We start from the raw sequence: 12,950 nt of genomic DNA, 5'->3' as shown, positions 1-12,950 counted from the left end.
CCGCCATGACGCAGCCCAGCTCACCAGGCTGCGCCGCATCATGCTCGACACCACGCGGCCCGCACCGGACCACGAATGGCTCACCCCGTGTGAGGCGGCCTTCGCCGACCTCCTCCGAGCACCCCGCTTCGTCGTCAACGCGCCCAACGGTGCCGGTCTCGCCTCCTGCGCGGTCGGCACCTACGTCCCCCGCTTCCCCAGCCCCCACCAGCAACGCTCCGTGTTCCACGGCGAGATCCACTCCGTCGCCACCGATCCTGCCTGGCGCCGACGCGGCTACGGCCTCGCCGTCGCGACCGCCACCATGCAGTGGCTCGCCTCCCAGGACTGCTCCTCCGCCCGCCGCAACGCCTCCCCCGAAAGACTCCCCCTCTACGCCCAACTCGGCTTCCGCCCCATTCCCGCGCCGGCCATGACCTGGACCTGCCGGTAGGGACGGCCTTGGCAACCTCCAAACCAACGCAGGCGGCAAGGAGCGCGTACCGGCCACTTTCGACCAAGTCAAACGCCCGGACGGGCGGGAAGGACCTCCAATGCAGCCCCGACATCTCCCTGTCGAGTTCCTCGACGCGCACCAGATCAACCTCGTCGAGCACCCTCCCCCCGCCCTGTCACCGCAGGAACGGGGAAAAGTCGACCGTCTCTGGGAGGAGACGAAGGCCCACAACCCCTCTATCTTCGACGGCCCCCTCGTCGCGAGCCTGGGCATCGACCCGCCCGGGCCCGGCCCGTTGGTGGTGCGATGGGCCAGAATGACGTACCGGCACCGGGCCCTGCGGCAGCTCCGGCCGCCCGAAGAAGTCCCCGGGGCCGTCTTCGTCACCGTCCTGTTGCCCACCGAGGACGGACTCGCGGTCGGACGCAGCTCCCCCACCACCGCGACGCCCGGCCGCTGGGCCCTCCCCGGCGGCACAGCGGAACCGCCTGCGGCCGGCCGCCCCCTGGACATGGCGTCACTCGGTCGGCATGCCGCCCGCGAGCTGGCCGAGGAACTCGGCATCCACGCCGCCGACAAGAAGCTGCGGCTGTGGGGCCTCACCCGAGGAGCACGGTTCGGCAGCCTTGGCTTCCACTTCCTCGCCCCGTCCGTGCCCAGCGCACTCGTGCGTCGCCGGCACGCGGATCTCACCGTGTCGGAGACGGAGCGTGGAAACGTACCCGAGCTCGACGAGATCGCCTTCGTGTCGTCGGCCGAGCAGGCTGCCTGCCTCGGCTCAGGCGCGGACTACCTGCACCAGGTCCTCTGCCGGTACTTCTCGACCTGAACACGCGAGCTGGTCCGACGCTCCTGTCGACGTCGCCACGTGCTCCCACGCTCGTCTCAGAAATCGAGCCAGCTCCCGGCACCTCCTCGTCACGGACGGGGCAACTCACTGCAGCACACTCACCCCGAAGGGACAGAATCCGTGGACCTCGACGAATTGAAGCGGCAGGCGATCCGCATCCACGACCGCTATGACGAGCTGAACCGTCGTGAGCGCGGCCGAGTCTGGACACGCAGCGAATTCATGCTCGGCTTCATGGGAGACGTCGGCGACCTGGCCAAGCTCGTCATGGCGGAGGATGGCGCGCGAGAGAACCTGGGCGGCCGGGCTGCCCTGGAGCACGAGCTCGCCGACTGCCTCTGGTCGGTACTCATCCTGGCTCACCGCTACAACGTGGACCTCGAACGCGTCTTCCACCGCACCATGGCGGAACTCGACGAGAGGATCAGCGCTCGGCTTTCTCAGGGAGGCGACCCTGTCACGTGAGCCTCGGCGTCTTCCGGCACCGCCATCGTTCGGCGTGCCCGATTCTGCTCCCACTGGGCTCCACCCGTAGGGCCGGTGAGAGTAGGGCGGGGTAGTTTGGAGACGTTCCGGACGCGAGTCTTGCCCCGCTGACGTACGTGACCGCGTCGCCATGCTGAGGGAACTCCGCCGTGTTCTTCAGCCGCGTGGCCGGCTCATCGTGTCCACGGGCCACCCCCGCCGACTGGCTCGCCAACGGCAACAGCTACTTCGACGGCCGCCACGTGGCCGAGACCTGGTCGGAGGGAATGACCCACCGTTACTGGCCGCCAGTCCCTCCAAGCGTGGATCGACGACTTCACCACCGCCGGTCTCAACCTCTGACAGATTGTCGAGCACCGCCCAGCCGCCTCGATGGCCCAACAACACCCGACTACGTACGACAAACTGACCCGAGGCGCTTCATCGCCTCGCCTTTCGGGCAGCCCGCCGAGGCTGTGGGCCAGCCCCTACCGCTCATGAGGGCGCTGGCAAGTTGTTGAGTATGTCGGTGCCTGACGGCGCGTTGGGGCATGGTGGGCTTGCGGTCCGGGCCTGTGGTCAGGCCGTGGTGGGCCGGCTGGCAGCTTGGGTGATCTGGTCCCGGATCGCGAAGCGGACGGTCATCTCGGCTCGGTGACGTTCGGGCTGGCTGCCTTCTCTGCAACGCGGGGCGACCAGGAGGCCAGCCGGTCCAGTGCAGGTACCAAGCCTTCTCGGTCGTTACTGAGCAGGGCTGCCACGAGCGACACGGCGTCGGCGCGGGGGCTGCCTGCTGGAGCCGGGAGAGCGGCCAGCCCTGAGAGTGCGCGCCGGTCACGAGTGCCACAGAGCGCTGTGAGGGCGGCGAGAGCGAATCGGACGGCATCGCTCTCGTCTTCCCAGCGGGACAGCAGTCTCGGCAGCTCGCTGCCGATGGCCCACCGCGTCAGATATTCAGCTGCAGTCTCCTCCCAGGCGCCCCCGAGTGCGGTGATGCGATCGGCCAGGGAGACTGCGGCTGCCGGCCCCGAAGCAGCGAGCCGCAACAGGTCGCCGAGCAGAACCAGCCGGCTGCCGGGCGCGATATTGTCATCGCAGACCAGCTCCATGAGGAATGGGACAGCCTCGACGGTCGTGTCGGTGCAGGTGCCTTGGTGGGCCGCAGAATCCGCGAGATCGCCGAGGAACTCGCCCGTTGACCCGTAGGGCTCGCCGAACGCGAACTCCTCATCGAGCAGCCACCCCACGGCATCCGGAACGTCCTCCGCGCTGCCGTACATGCGCTCTGCGACCGCCACCACGGCCTGGACTAGCACTGCGGGCTCACCGACCTCACTGCCCTTCCACGGCGGTCCGGCTGGAGGTCGCGCGGGATCCTTGGGCAGAGGACTCGGCAGGGCGACGTTGGCGCCGGCCTGCTCATGGACCAGGCCGTTCCGTGTGAAGACTCCTTCGAGAGTCGCAGCATGCCCCTCGCTGTACCCCTGCTGAAAACCGCCGTGGGCACGGGCTACATGGGCCACCCGAATCCGCTCACTCCGAAAGAACGGTTCGAGAGCCATGCGCTCGTACCCGCTGTAGATGGCCAGCGAGAAGACCTGCCATCACCCCTCCAGCTCCGGGTCCATCGACGGCTGGCCGTACCAGAAGCTCGACGGAACGAACCGGAAGTGATCGTGGACGCGCACTGCCGTCAGACGGTGCCCCATCCCGGACAACTCGGCCGCGGCGGCGCGGGCAGCGTCCTTACTCGGCAGGCTTAGCGTGTACTGGACTCCCCAAGTGGGAGGTGCGGCGGTCATCAGCTGCACTGCCAGGTGAACATCGCCCGCTCGAAGCGCCGCTCGGCGAGATCCTCCGGGCGGATCAGCCAGTACAGGGCTCCGGCATCGCCCCACATCATGTCTGAGGCGTCCTCGCTGTCGAACTGGGCCAGCAGCACCCAGCTGCCCGCCTCCTTGGACAGCCGCGGGTCGTCCCAGGGCACCTCGCCGTCCAGGACCGCCTCCGCGATCTCGATCTCGACCGGGTTCTGCACCGAGTGAGCGTGGCCGCCGATCTGGTGCCCGACCTCGTCGTCGAACTCCCACAGGGCGTCGAGGAACTCCTGAGAGCAGACCGGGTGGTCGTAACGGTTCCCGAGCGGGGCACCTGCAGCGAAGGCGTTCCGAATCCGGGGATGCCAGGGCTCGGCCGCCGTCATCTCCAGCCTCGCGGTCAGCGGCACCACCGGGTACGACTCGACTCCGTCAGGCGTCCCACGTTCCACGACCTCCTCACCAGCTGCCACATAGAGCACACGGGCGCCCGCCCAGCTCTCCCGGTCCTCAGCAAGAACGAGAGCTTCGCCGTCGTCCAGCTGGCCGTCGAAGTAGAAGAACAGCAGCGTTCCAGCCTCGGGTAGATCGATGTCCACTGCGGCCGTCGGTACGCCCGCACAATCGATCGAGGCGACGAAGGAGAGCGGACCATGCCCCTCCCACACCGGCCACTCCGAGGCGGCCGGCAAGGCTGGAAGGCCACCGAGTCGACCCGCCACGTCGTCAGAGCCAGTCGCTACCTCAAGACGCACGCCAGGGCGAAGCAGACCAATCCACTTCTCGGCATCCCCGGGCGTCAGATGCTGCAAGGCAAGGGAGCGAAGGGCATCCCGGGAACCATGTGTCATGCGCCCGATCATGCACGGCGCCACTGACAGAGACCTCGGCGGCCCTCCAGTAGCACGCGCAGCCGCTCAGTCCGTGGCCGTTGACCTCCAAGCAGCGGTGACGCACCCTTCCTCCCAGTGCCACCAGCCTTCCGCTGCACCGTGTTCCAGGAGCTTGCGGATTCGCGGCAGGTCCGCCTCCGGCGGGACATCCAGCGCCACCATCCGGTACCGCTCGATGCCCTCGCCCGTCGTGCCGAGCTTGTGGAAGATCTCCAGAACGCTCTGCCGGGCAGCAGCCGAGCCGCCGTCCTTCAACACGATCAGCCGGATCGTGCAGTTCTCTGAGGATCGGACCGTCTCTCCAGCCCAGCGGACGCCCTCATCGTCGATCTCCACCCGGACGATGTCGTCGCTGGCGACTCCGCGTACGAACCAGGGAGTGTTGTCCAAACGCACCGTGCCGTCACCGAGGTCCACCGCCCACAGGCTCTCGACGCTCGCTGGCGGCCAGCCGCCCTCGTCCACATCCATCCGGAAGTGGACCTTCACATGGTCGCCACTGATGCTCGTCACAACACCATCATCCACAGGGGACGATCATCGTTCAGATGAGGCCCATGAAGTCGAGGAGGAACCACTTCTCGTACTCATACCGCTCGCGAAGTGCGAATGTTCCGTCTGCCACGAGATCCTTGCCGTCCCACCACCATCGTGGCTTCGCATCGAGAGCCTCTGGATAGTTGAAGAGCTCGTGAGGAAGGGGTTGCTCATCGAAGTTACTCGGAGGCATCCAACCCTGCTCGCCGACGATGACGCCCGCGACGGCATCGGCCGTGAGTACGAAGTCGGGAGTTTCGTCGTCGTTGAACGTAAGCCGCCATTCGCGCTCGTGCAGCCAATCCGCGGAGCCAGGTTCGTAGCGCACTCGCCGACCGCGGAATCGGGCTGGCATTCCATCAGTCGCGAGCAACTCCTCGTCCGAGAGATAGAGCACTGGCCGGGCGCCAGCGGCTATGAGAGCCTCGCGGTCGAGTAGAAGCGCCCAAGGCTCGTACGGCCCGCGCGGGCCAATGCCGTCGCGAAGCAGGACCCGACGAGCGGCATCGGAGGGCTCGCCCAGGCAGACCACAGCCTGGCTCTGGCGGTACGGCACACTCCCGCGAATCTTCCCTTCACGGAGGATGCCCACCAGTCGATCCTCGGCAGTCCCAATCGCATGAGCCGGGGGACGGTCGTCGATGCTTCGAGGGCGTCCCGTGAAGTGAACGAGAGTGCCGGGAAGGTCAGGGTGAATGCCTACGCCGGGTGAGGGCCTCATACGTCTCCTCCGCGGTTCGACAGCAGCAGAGTATGGCCAGGGGCTCGTCGAGGTGAGGCGTGAGCACCGCAAGCCGCCCCCACCCAGTCCTACGGAAATCCTCCGCAGCTAGCATCCACCCGTGCACGTCGAGCCCCGATTCGTCATCGACTCCCCACTTCCGCCTGGGCGGATGATCACGTCCGATGAGGGAGATGGGGAAGCGCAGCCTCTATGGCTCAGTGACGGTTCGGCCACGGGCGAGCTGTGGACGCGGGTGTACGCCGAACACACACGCGCTGGTCTGTGGCCGCTGCTGCTTCACTCGCTGGATCCGAGCGATGGCCAATTCCGCCCGTGGGGATCTGGGGAAATCTTCCCCGAGCAGATGTCCTCCCCGGCAAGCCACGACCCTGCCCGCCTCCTCGCACAGTGGTGGGCGACCTACACGGCCGTCGACGAAGACGACGACATGCTCGACACCGACAGGCGCCTCGCTGTCACGGCTCCGTTCGGACAGACCTGGCCTGGCCTCGCGCCCAGCCGGGAGACCGCGATCAACCCCGACCATCTGGCCTCCGAGTACGCGCAGGCGTTCCTCGCCGACCGCCCACAGACACGTCTGGGGCTGGTCGCCGCAGCGTCGGGTGCGGAGGCGCTGGCGGTCGTGGGCTGGGACGGACCCTGCAACTACGACAACGACACCGCGAAGTTCTCCGCCGTCCTCCGTGACTGGGAACACCGCTTCGGCGCCCGTGTCGTCGCGGTCGGGTTCTCCACGTTGCACCTCAGCATCGCCGCGCCACCGGTGGACGAGCATGAGGCTCTCCTGGTCGCGGCCGAGCACTTCGCCTTCTGCCCGGACAACATCTGGCAAGGCAGCCGGCCGTACACGCTGGCCGCATACGCCGAGCGGATCACCGGGGCCCATTACTGGGACTTCTGGTGGGACTGATCCGCTCCCCAGAAGCGCTTAACCGGGAAGTGGTCTTCAGAGGTACGGCGCTGGGTTGTCAGACGACGGACAGTCTGTGCCACCAGTGACTGCAGCCGTTGGGGCAGAAGCGCTCGCGGCGCCGCGCGTCGGCGATCGAGAGCACTGCGACCAGCAGCCTGAACGCCTTGCGGCGTTCGTCGAGGGGTGTGAGGCTGGCGATCTTTCCCAGTTGCTCGTCGATCCGTCCTCGTGAGATCAGCACTGCGGGCGTATGCGTCGGGCGCAGCCCGGCACGGCAGATGCTCTCCGGTGCGTCCTCAGCGACGGCGCGAGCCTGGACGCAGTGATGGCGCAGGAACAGCAGCACCTCGGACTGCTCTTCCTGGCCAAGGCCGTCGAACCATTCGATGCCCTCTGACATAGGGCGCAGCCCCTGCGCGAGCTCGTTGAGCAGGACGTCGCGTTCGTTCATGACTGCCTCCCGTGGGACGGACGCCGCTCCGCCGCGGTGATCAGGATTCCGAGCAGCACCGCCAGATCGGCCGCGCCTTCGGCATCGTCGGCCCAGCGCGTGGTCTGCAATGGGTGAACCTGGTCGAGGAGGACGCCTTCGCGTGCCAGGACGAAGGCCAACGCCAGCATGGCCGCGCGGGCGTTGCCGTCCTCGAACGGATGGAAGAAGAGGATGTCGAGGTAGGTGCGGGCGGCGCGTGGGGGGAGGGGCAGACCAGGTTGAGAGCTCTCGGACAGACATCGCTCGAATCGCGCCCGCGTATCGGGTGCGAGGCCGTAGCGCTCCCGTCCGCCCTTCGCGAAGGCCGGCATAGTGCGGAAACCAACGAGGTCGTGGCCCAGCACGGTCCGCTGCCACTTCGCCATGAGGGCGAAGGTCAGCGGCCTGCCCTGCTCCGCGTCGGCGAAGGCCAAGTCGAGGGCGGTCAGTACTCGCGCGGTTCCCTCGCTGTCCTGCCCGCCTCGCGTTGCCATGAAGAAATTCCGGAAGCCGTCGCGGGCCGGTGCTCCAGAGACGGGGCATGCGTCGCGCCAGGATGGCCAGGAGATCTCCGTCCGGATGAGCAGCCAGTCGGCAAGGCTGTCCTTCGGTTGGCCGGGCCCGGAAGTCATCTGATTCCGCCCACGCCTCTGGCGAACCGCGAGCTCACCGCGTCGATCACCGGAACGTCAGGTGCGATCCAACTGCCGAACCGGCCGCCGACCGCGCCCTCCACGATCTCCTTGGCTCGTTCCTCATCGATGCCGTTGTACGCGAGGAACCATCCGAGCACCTGCTCGCAGTGCCCGTACCAGCCGCTCTCGGCCTGCGTGCGGTCGGCCACCGCGGTGACCAGCCGCGTGCAGGCCCGCTCCCAATGCCAGGGATCCACCGAGGCCGAGGACACGGCCGAACTCGAAGGCAGCGCCAGGGCGGCAAAACGCTCTGTCAGATCCTCTAGCCAATCACGCCACTCAAGCAGGGCCGCGACGACCAACGGAGCGGTCGCGTCCGCCGTCGACACCGAATGCGACGTGCAGCACCACACGCCGACGATCCCGCCGTCGGTGTCGCCTTCACCCACCGACCAGTTCCACCCGCAGGCCCACCGGCCGTACCGGTCCACCAGGAACTCGGTGACGCGGGCCAGCGAGCGTCCGCGGTATTCGTCGGCCGCCTCGGGGCTGGGCAGCAAGGGTGCGACAAGACCGGCCAACTCCCGCGCCGCACCCTCGTCCAGCTCGAATGGGTGTCGCGACGGATCTACTTCCGCCCAGGTCAGGGTGTGTGCCCTCAGCTCAGTCACCATGCCACTCTGCCGTGTGTAGCTGCCCTGCCTCCACTCAGTATCGAGAGACCCCCGACACAGAACCAAAGAGTGCTCCGACGCCCCTCGCCACTGAATAGGCGACGCCCTTGTCAGTGCACCTGATTAGGGTGCCTGCCATGGACATGAGACTGCTGACCGAATCCCTCTCGGGTTGCAGTCAGGGCTGCGTCGAGGTATTCCTGCACCGGCTCGAACACCCCGTACGGCACGTACTGCGGGATCTCGCCATGGGCGACCCAAGCGAGCTCGGCCAGCTCCTCGGTGTCCGCGACATGGGCGGTGCCGCCCATCACCTCGCAGGCCGTGTACGACATCAGCCGACCCGTCTTCGGGTGGATCCGCTCGCCCAGCAGCTTCACGGCGGCCACCTCCAGCCCGGTCTCCTCCTGGGTCTCTCGTACGGCGGCGTCTTCGCGGGCCTCGCCCGGCTCGACTTCACCGGCCGGGAACTGCCACGAGAGCTGGCCTTCGCTGACCTGGCGCCGAACCATGAGTACGCGCCTCTCGTGGACAACGATGGCCGCGGCGATGCCCGGACGCTCGTCCGTGTTCTGCTGCGTCACGTCTGCTCCTCCAGGACGGCCAGGATGGGTGGGAAGATCGTATCGACGGGGATGAAGCGGGGCACCGAGTTTCTGGGGACCCACATGACGTCGATGTTCTCGTCCGCGTCGGTGTTGCTTGCTTCGCCCGCCAGGTACTCGCAAGGGAAGTACTCGCACAGCACTCCGGTCACGGGGTGAAGCCGGTTCCCGAGGTGCTGCCGGACCGCGCAGGGGACACCCGTCTCGTCCAAGGTCTCCTGCACGGTAGTGGTCTCCGCCTTGCCTCCCGGCTTGATGACACCGGCCGTAGTGCAGCCCGATCTCCCGCATCCCTGCCCCTCGGTCATCCCCCAGCCCCAATACCTGCTGGGACGTCCTCTCTCAGCAGCCCTGGGGACGGAACCGGCTGGCCGTTCGAGATCGCGGTCTTCTCGGCACACGTACGAGCCGCTCCCCGGCATTCACAGCCCATTTGCGGTGGCCTTCGAGACTCGACAAGTCGGCCCGCGTTGCCACAAGAAGCCCCGGAACCATGCGCCGCACAGGCGGTTCCGACAGCAGCCATCGACTACTCTCTGCTATGATTCAGTGGCATTTGGTGATCATTGAGGGGTTCTCTTGGCCGCCCACGCAACGCTGCCGGGGGATCCGGCACGGCTGTCACGTTTGAAGCAGGTGTCTCCTGACCTGGCCGACGACTACATGACGCTCGAACTGCTGGCAGCGGGTCTGGCGGGGATTCAGGCCAACCAGCAGAAAGCGCTGTGGAGCTCAGCTCAGCCGTCCGGCGACCCCACGGGCTTTCCCTCGGCATGGAAGGCCGGTGTAACGCGCCTGCTCTGGAGGGCGTTGGAGGACGGCTGCCGCGAGGTGGGCTCGCATGCGGATGCTTTCCGCTTGTGCCGCGTGCCTCTCGGGCAATGACCCCTGTCTCTGTGTATCGCTCAGAGCGATTCCGAGCTCCTTCTGATCGAGAACGGTCGGCCGTCGGCCTTTGCCGAACAAGCCGCGCGGCTCCTGCTGTCCAAGGACCCCGAAGCGGAACTGGTCGAGAATCGGTGCTACGAGCTGATGATCGCCGTGGCCGACCGAAACGGGGAGACCGAACGGGAGGTCCAGGACAACTACGTTCAGCTCCGGGGCTTTCTGACGAAGCACGCGGTCGCCTCCGACATCGATCTTCTGGGTCTGCTACGGGCCTTCCCCGCCAAGGACGCCAACGGGCAGCCGTGGTTGAAGCACTGGTTCAGTCAGTGCTACCGGGCTCAGCCGGCCAGCAGCGCCGTCGTACTCAGCTTCTGCGATGGCTGCGAGAACCCGGTCTCCGGTCAGCGTGACTGCGGCACGCCGGGCTGCACGGGCGGTCCGGTTGCCCGAACTGTGGAGACCATGTCCGAATACTTTGTGCAGAACAGGGCTGTTCGGCGCTTCTTCCACGATCCCGGGCTGGCCGAGCAACGGACGTTTGCTGCCCTGGAGCCGGAATTCGGACAGCGCCTGCGCCCCTGGTAGGGCATGGACGCGGTGGACGTGGCCATCGACTTCGAAGGTACCGGGAAGATGGGAGTCGGTGAGTGGTGGGCCGCCGACGTGAAGGATCACGCCAGCGCCACACTTCTCGGGCGCTCGTTTCGTTGGAACCCACGTGCTGCGTCGCAGCGGCGGATCCTCGTCATCGCACAGCACCGCTTTGAACAGCCCGACTACGTGGATGACCTCGCCACTTCGCTGCAAGGGCGCGTACAGGGCATCGAGATCATGAGTGAGAATGCGTTCGTCGCCGCCGCACTGGCGCATGACGGGCGGCGACGCCGATGAGCCGGGATATTGAAGGCTGGCTCGAAGCGCTGGAAAGCAAGGCGTCGTCGTCAGGCGTGGCCGAGGCCATCAAGCCCTTCTTGTCGGTCCGTGAGTTCTTCCGGGTCGAGCTCGGGCTGTTCTTCCTGTCCGAGTACGCGCCCGGCCAGCCGGCCACCCTGATGCGCAAGTTGCTCGACGGGTACACCCTGCCGGGTGCCGGCACCGAGACGGTCGTGCGGAACGTGCGTCGCCGCATGGGGCCTACGGCGCGGGGCGGACAGTGGAGGCTGCGTCTCAATGACTACTGCAAGGTGCCTGCCCACTTGCGGTTGTTCCAGCTTGACGAGGGTGCCGGGACGCGCGTGGTCCACGGCAGCGTGCTTCGTCGTCGGGGAAGTTCTACGCTGCCGGAGCGGGAGCAGGCGTACCGGGATGCGATGTCGGTGCCCGTGGCCTACAAGGTGGAGGCGGGTCATGAACCCGCGTCACCGGGGATGCGGGTGCGGCTCAAGCGAGCGGACGGCAGCATCGTCCGGTTCCGGATTCCTGACTGGCTGGAGGAGACCGTACCCGAGCGTCGTCTGGAACCGAAGACGCACAGAACCAGGCGTCCCTTCCCGCAACTTACGGAGGACGACTTCCGCCAAGCGGCCAAGGAGATGGATCAGCGGCTCAGTACAAGCGAGCGATACCGTACGGAGAACTTCACTGGCCGTGTGGAGAGGATGGTCTTTTCTCGCACGGACAGTGAAGCCGGATGCCTGACAGACGGCCTCGGTGTCTTCACAATCGACGGACTGGCTCAGGTCGTGGGCCTGATGAACTCGGGGAAGACCACCTTCAACGACGTTCTGGTCAAGATCTGTACCGCCCGCGGGCTCAGGGTCGGGTACCTGGTCTCCTCCGTCGGGAACGCGCTGGAGAAGGTCCGCTTCTTCCGGACTCTGGGCATCGACGCCGTCCCGTTGATCGGCCACAGGAACCGCCCCGCGCACGTGGCACGCTACTGGGACGACCTTCTCTACGTACCGGACAACGGCCAGGCGACGCCCCTCCCGGACGGCAACGACGAGGTAGCTGCCTTCACGACCGACATCTGTCTGCTGGACAGTCTTCTGGAACCTTCCGGTCCCGTTGCCACGCCGCTCTCGATGGATGAGCGCCCCTGCCGAGACAGGCTCCGCGTCGACACCTCGGGCAAGCGAGCACCGATTGTCGACTGTCCGCTTCTCGCGGTGTGCCCGGCACAGGCAGCTGTACGCCGAATCCCGACGGCGCAGGTCTGGGTGGCGACGCCAGCCGCCCTCCTCGCCAGCAGCCGTTGGGTGAGGTGTTCGAAGTCTCAACCTGCCGGCCAGGAGCCCTGTTGGTTCCCTATCCTGCCGCACTCGACCTGCCTCATGCGCTGGTCGAGTGGGTCACGATGCTCATCGTCACCCGTGAGGGTGACCGTCGCTGCAACCTCCCGCCACACCAGCGTGCTCTCGTCGCTCTCGCCTGCCTGCGCAGGCACGACAGCCTCGCCGAGATCGCGGCCGGCTTCGGCATATCCGTGGGCACCGCCCACGTCTACACCGCCGCGGTCGTCCACCTCCTGGCCGGCCGGGCGCCGGGCATGCTCAAGACCCTGCGCGAGCACAACCCCGACTACGTGCTCCTGGACGGCACCCTCAGCGAGTGCGATCGCCTGGGCGACGGTTGTCGAGCGGCCAGCGGAGCGAATTGATCGACCTGCTCGGGACGATGGCCGAAGCGGAGTCCGACCCCGTGCGGCGGGAGTTCTTGGAACTGTTCCCGGAGGGCTTCGGGCTCCTTGACCGTGTGGTCTGACCTGTGCTTCACGAGTAGAGCAGGACGCGTTGACGGAGTAGGGCGAAGCCGGCTGGGCCGAACATCTGGCGTTTGAGTATCGTGATTCGGTTGACGTGGCCCTTGACGACGCCTAACTCCAGGGCAGGGTCAGGCCGGCGACGACAACGTCGCGATCGTGGCCCGCAGCGAGGGTGCGGAGGCCGGGCGGGTCGTCTTGGCGGACGGCGTCGAGCCACTCGGGGAGCTGTTCGCCTTGGCGAACTCGGGCCGGGCCGCGAGCAGTTCGTCGTGGAGCTGGCGGGCGGTGCCGGTCCTGCGCCAGGGGGCGCGGACCA

At 67.1% G+C, this 12,950-nt stretch carries 16 protein-coding genes and 4 pseudogenes; 9 read left to right on the top strand and 11 right to left on the bottom strand.

Translation table 11 applies throughout. The features are described from left to right. Positions 1 to 40 precede the first annotated feature (40 nt). The 3 genes from OG609_RS37360 to OG609_RS37350 all read left to right on the top strand — a co-directional run bounded on the left by OG609_RS37360 (position 41) and on the right by OG609_RS37350 (position 1,751). Positions 41 to 433, top strand: a complete 393-nt coding sequence (locus OG609_RS37360) for a GNAT family N-acetyltransferase (protein ID WP_327276857.1) — start codon at positions 41 to 43, stop codon at positions 431 to 433. A gap of 100 nt (positions 434 to 533) precedes the next feature. Beyond that, positions 534 to 1,265 (top strand): NUDIX hydrolase, encoded by a 732-nt coding sequence (locus OG609_RS37355; RefSeq protein WP_327276856.1) that lies wholly within the window; start codon positions 534 to 536, stop codon positions 1,263 to 1,265. A gap of 141 nt (positions 1,266 to 1,406) precedes the next feature. Continuing rightward, positions 1,407 to 1,751 carry a MazG nucleotide pyrophosphohydrolase domain-containing protein gene (locus tag OG609_RS37350; protein ID WP_189281739.1) on the top strand — a complete coding sequence of 115 codons (345 nt, stop codon included), beginning with the start codon at positions 1,407 to 1,409 and terminating at the stop codon, positions 1,749 to 1,751. A gap of 641 nt (positions 1,752 to 2,392) precedes the next feature. Here OG609_RS37350 and OG609_RS37345 read toward each other — a convergent pair. The 5 genes from OG609_RS37345 to OG609_RS37325 all read right to left on the bottom strand — a co-directional run bounded on the left by OG609_RS37345 (position 2,393) and on the right by OG609_RS37325 (position 5,590). Next, positions 2,393 to 3,274: a hypothetical protein gene (locus OG609_RS37345; RefSeq protein WP_327276855.1), complete on the bottom strand. Its 882-nt coding sequence runs from the start codon at positions 3,272 to 3,274 to the stop codon at positions 2,393 to 2,395. 81 nt (positions 3,275 to 3,355) lie between these two features. Then, complete coding sequence (locus OG609_RS37340; protein ID WP_322108287.1) at positions 3,356 to 3,553, bottom strand: hypothetical protein; 198 nt, start codon at positions 3,551 to 3,553, stop codon at positions 3,356 to 3,358. Next, positions 3,553 to 4,260 carry a YwqG family protein gene (locus OG609_RS37335; RefSeq protein WP_327276854.1) on the bottom strand — a complete coding sequence of 236 codons (708 nt, stop codon included), beginning with the start codon at positions 4,258 to 4,260 and terminating at the stop codon, positions 3,553 to 3,555. Before OG609_RS37335 ends, OG609_RS37340 begins: the two co-directional genes overlap by 1 nt. 225 nt (positions 4,261 to 4,485) lie before the next feature. Next, a complete protein-coding gene (locus OG609_RS37330; RefSeq protein WP_327276853.1) occupies positions 4,486 to 4,974 on the bottom strand; it encodes a DUF4265 domain-containing protein in 489 nt (162 codons plus the stop codon). Positions 4,975 to 5,005: 31 nt separating this feature from the next. Next, complete coding sequence (locus tag OG609_RS37325) at positions 5,006 to 5,590, bottom strand: hypothetical protein (RefSeq protein ID WP_327276852.1); 585 nt, start codon at positions 5,588 to 5,590, stop codon at positions 5,006 to 5,008. Positions 5,591 to 6,086: 496 nt separating this feature from the next. Between OG609_RS37325 and OG609_RS37320 the strand changes: the two genes are divergently transcribed. After that, positions 6,087 to 6,653, top strand: a complete 567-nt coding sequence (locus OG609_RS37320; RefSeq protein WP_322108290.1) for a DUF4253 domain-containing protein — start codon at positions 6,087 to 6,089, stop codon at positions 6,651 to 6,653. Between the two features lie 58 nt (positions 6,654 to 6,711). Here the strand turns inward: OG609_RS37320 and OG609_RS37315 are convergent, their stop codons facing one another. The 5 genes and pseudogenes from OG609_RS37315 to OG609_RS37295 form a co-directional block, all read right to left on the bottom strand. Continuing rightward, the gene (locus tag OG609_RS37315; RefSeq protein ID WP_322108291.1) at positions 6,712 to 7,107 is read right to left on the bottom strand and encodes a DUF5958 family protein; all 396 of its coding nucleotides are present in this window, start codon (positions 7,105 to 7,107) and stop codon (positions 6,712 to 6,714) included. Next, positions 7,104 to 7,622, bottom strand: a complete 519-nt coding sequence (locus OG609_RS37310) for a Fic family protein (protein WP_327276851.1) — start codon at positions 7,620 to 7,622, stop codon at positions 7,104 to 7,106. The genes OG609_RS37315 and OG609_RS37310 overlap by 4 nt, the downstream gene beginning before the upstream one ends. Before the next feature lie 134 nt (positions 7,623 to 7,756). Further along, complete coding sequence (locus tag OG609_RS37305) at positions 7,757 to 8,437, bottom strand: hypothetical protein (protein ID WP_327276850.1); 681 nt, start codon at positions 8,435 to 8,437, stop codon at positions 7,757 to 7,759. A 110-nt stretch (positions 8,438 to 8,547) separates the two neighbouring features. After that, entirely contained in the window at positions 8,548 to 9,021 is a 474-nt protein-coding gene (locus OG609_RS37300) for an NUDIX hydrolase (protein WP_327276849.1), read from the bottom strand. After that, positions 9,018 to 9,308: pseudogene (locus OG609_RS37295) on the bottom strand (NUDIX hydrolase); the annotation flags it as partial. The pseudogene OG609_RS37295 and the gene OG609_RS37300, both read right to left, overlap by 4 nt. A 313-nt stretch (positions 9,309 to 9,621) precedes the next feature. On the opposite strand from OG609_RS37295, the gene OG609_RS37290 reads away from it, so the two are divergent. From OG609_RS37290 to OG609_RS37275, 5 genes and pseudogenes are all read left to right on the top strand, one after another. Further along, a complete protein-coding gene (locus OG609_RS37290; RefSeq protein ID WP_327276848.1) occupies positions 9,622 to 9,927 on the top strand; it encodes a hypothetical protein in 306 nt (101 codons plus the stop codon). A 147-nt stretch (positions 9,928 to 10,074) separates the two neighbouring features. Next, positions 10,075 to 10,515 carry a hypothetical protein gene (locus OG609_RS37285; RefSeq protein WP_327276847.1) on the top strand — a complete coding sequence of 147 codons (441 nt, stop codon included), beginning with the start codon at positions 10,075 to 10,077 and terminating at the stop codon, positions 10,513 to 10,515. A gap of 3 nt (positions 10,516 to 10,518) precedes the next feature. Further along, positions 10,519 to 10,821, top strand: coding sequence for a restriction endonuclease-related protein (locus OG609_RS37280; protein WP_327276846.1), 303 nt, complete (start codon positions 10,519 to 10,521; stop codon positions 10,819 to 10,821). Continuing rightward, positions 10,818 to 11,357 (top strand): annotated as a pseudogene (locus OG609_RS46405) (hypothetical protein); the annotation flags it as partial. The gene OG609_RS37280 and the pseudogene OG609_RS46405, both read left to right, overlap by 4 nt. Positions 11,358 to 12,169: 812 nt before the next feature. Then, positions 12,170 to 12,499, top strand: a pseudogene (locus tag OG609_RS37275) (helix-turn-helix domain-containing protein); the annotation flags it as partial. 142 nt (positions 12,500 to 12,641) lie between these two features. On the opposite strand, the pseudogene OG609_RS46400 reads toward OG609_RS37275, so the two are convergent. Then, positions 12,642 to 12,874 (bottom strand): annotated as a pseudogene (locus OG609_RS46400) (ISL3 family transposase); the annotation flags it as partial. Positions 12,875 to 12,950: the final 76 nt, after the last annotated feature.

It is taken from the genome of Streptomyces sp. NBC_01224, from assembly GCF_036002945.1.
GTDB lineage: Bacteria > Actinomycetota > Actinomycetes > Streptomycetales > Streptomycetaceae > Streptomyces.
The sequence above is the reverse complement of the archived record's forward strand: the minus strand, read 5'-3'. Positions and strand labels throughout refer to the sequence as shown.

Excerpts from the sequence above, each read along its gene's own strand:
- OG609_RS37315 (WP_322108291.1), bottom strand. The coding sequence starts at position 7,107 with ATGAACGAACGCGACGTCCTGCTCAACGAGCTCGCGCAGGGGCTGCGC.
- OG609_RS37360 (WP_327276857.1), top strand. The coding sequence starts at position 41 with ATGCTCGACACCACGCGGCCCGCACCGGACCACGAATGGCTCACCCCG.
- OG609_RS37310 (WP_327276851.1), bottom strand. The coding sequence starts at position 7,622 with ATGGCAACGCGAGGCGGGCAGGACAGCGAGGGAACCGCGCGAGTACTG.
- OG609_RS37305 (WP_327276850.1), bottom strand. The coding sequence starts at position 8,437 with ATGGTGACTGAGCTGAGGGCACACACCCTGACCTGGGCGGAAGTAGAT.
- OG609_RS37355 (WP_327276856.1), top strand. The coding sequence starts at position 534 with ATGCAGCCCCGACATCTCCCTGTCGAGTTCCTCGACGCGCACCAGATC.
- OG609_RS37340 (WP_322108287.1), bottom strand. The coding sequence starts at position 3,553 with ATGACCGCCGCACCTCCCACTTGGGGAGTCCAGTACACGCTAAGCCTG.
- OG609_RS37285 (WP_327276847.1), top strand. The coding sequence starts at position 10,075 with ATGATCGCCGTGGCCGACCGAAACGGGGAGACCGAACGGGAGGTCCAG.
- OG609_RS37320 (WP_322108290.1), top strand. The coding sequence starts at position 6,087 with ATGTCCTCCCCGGCAAGCCACGACCCTGCCCGCCTCCTCGCACAGTGG.
- OG609_RS37280 (WP_327276846.1), top strand. The coding sequence starts at position 10,519 with ATGGACGCGGTGGACGTGGCCATCGACTTCGAAGGTACCGGGAAGATG.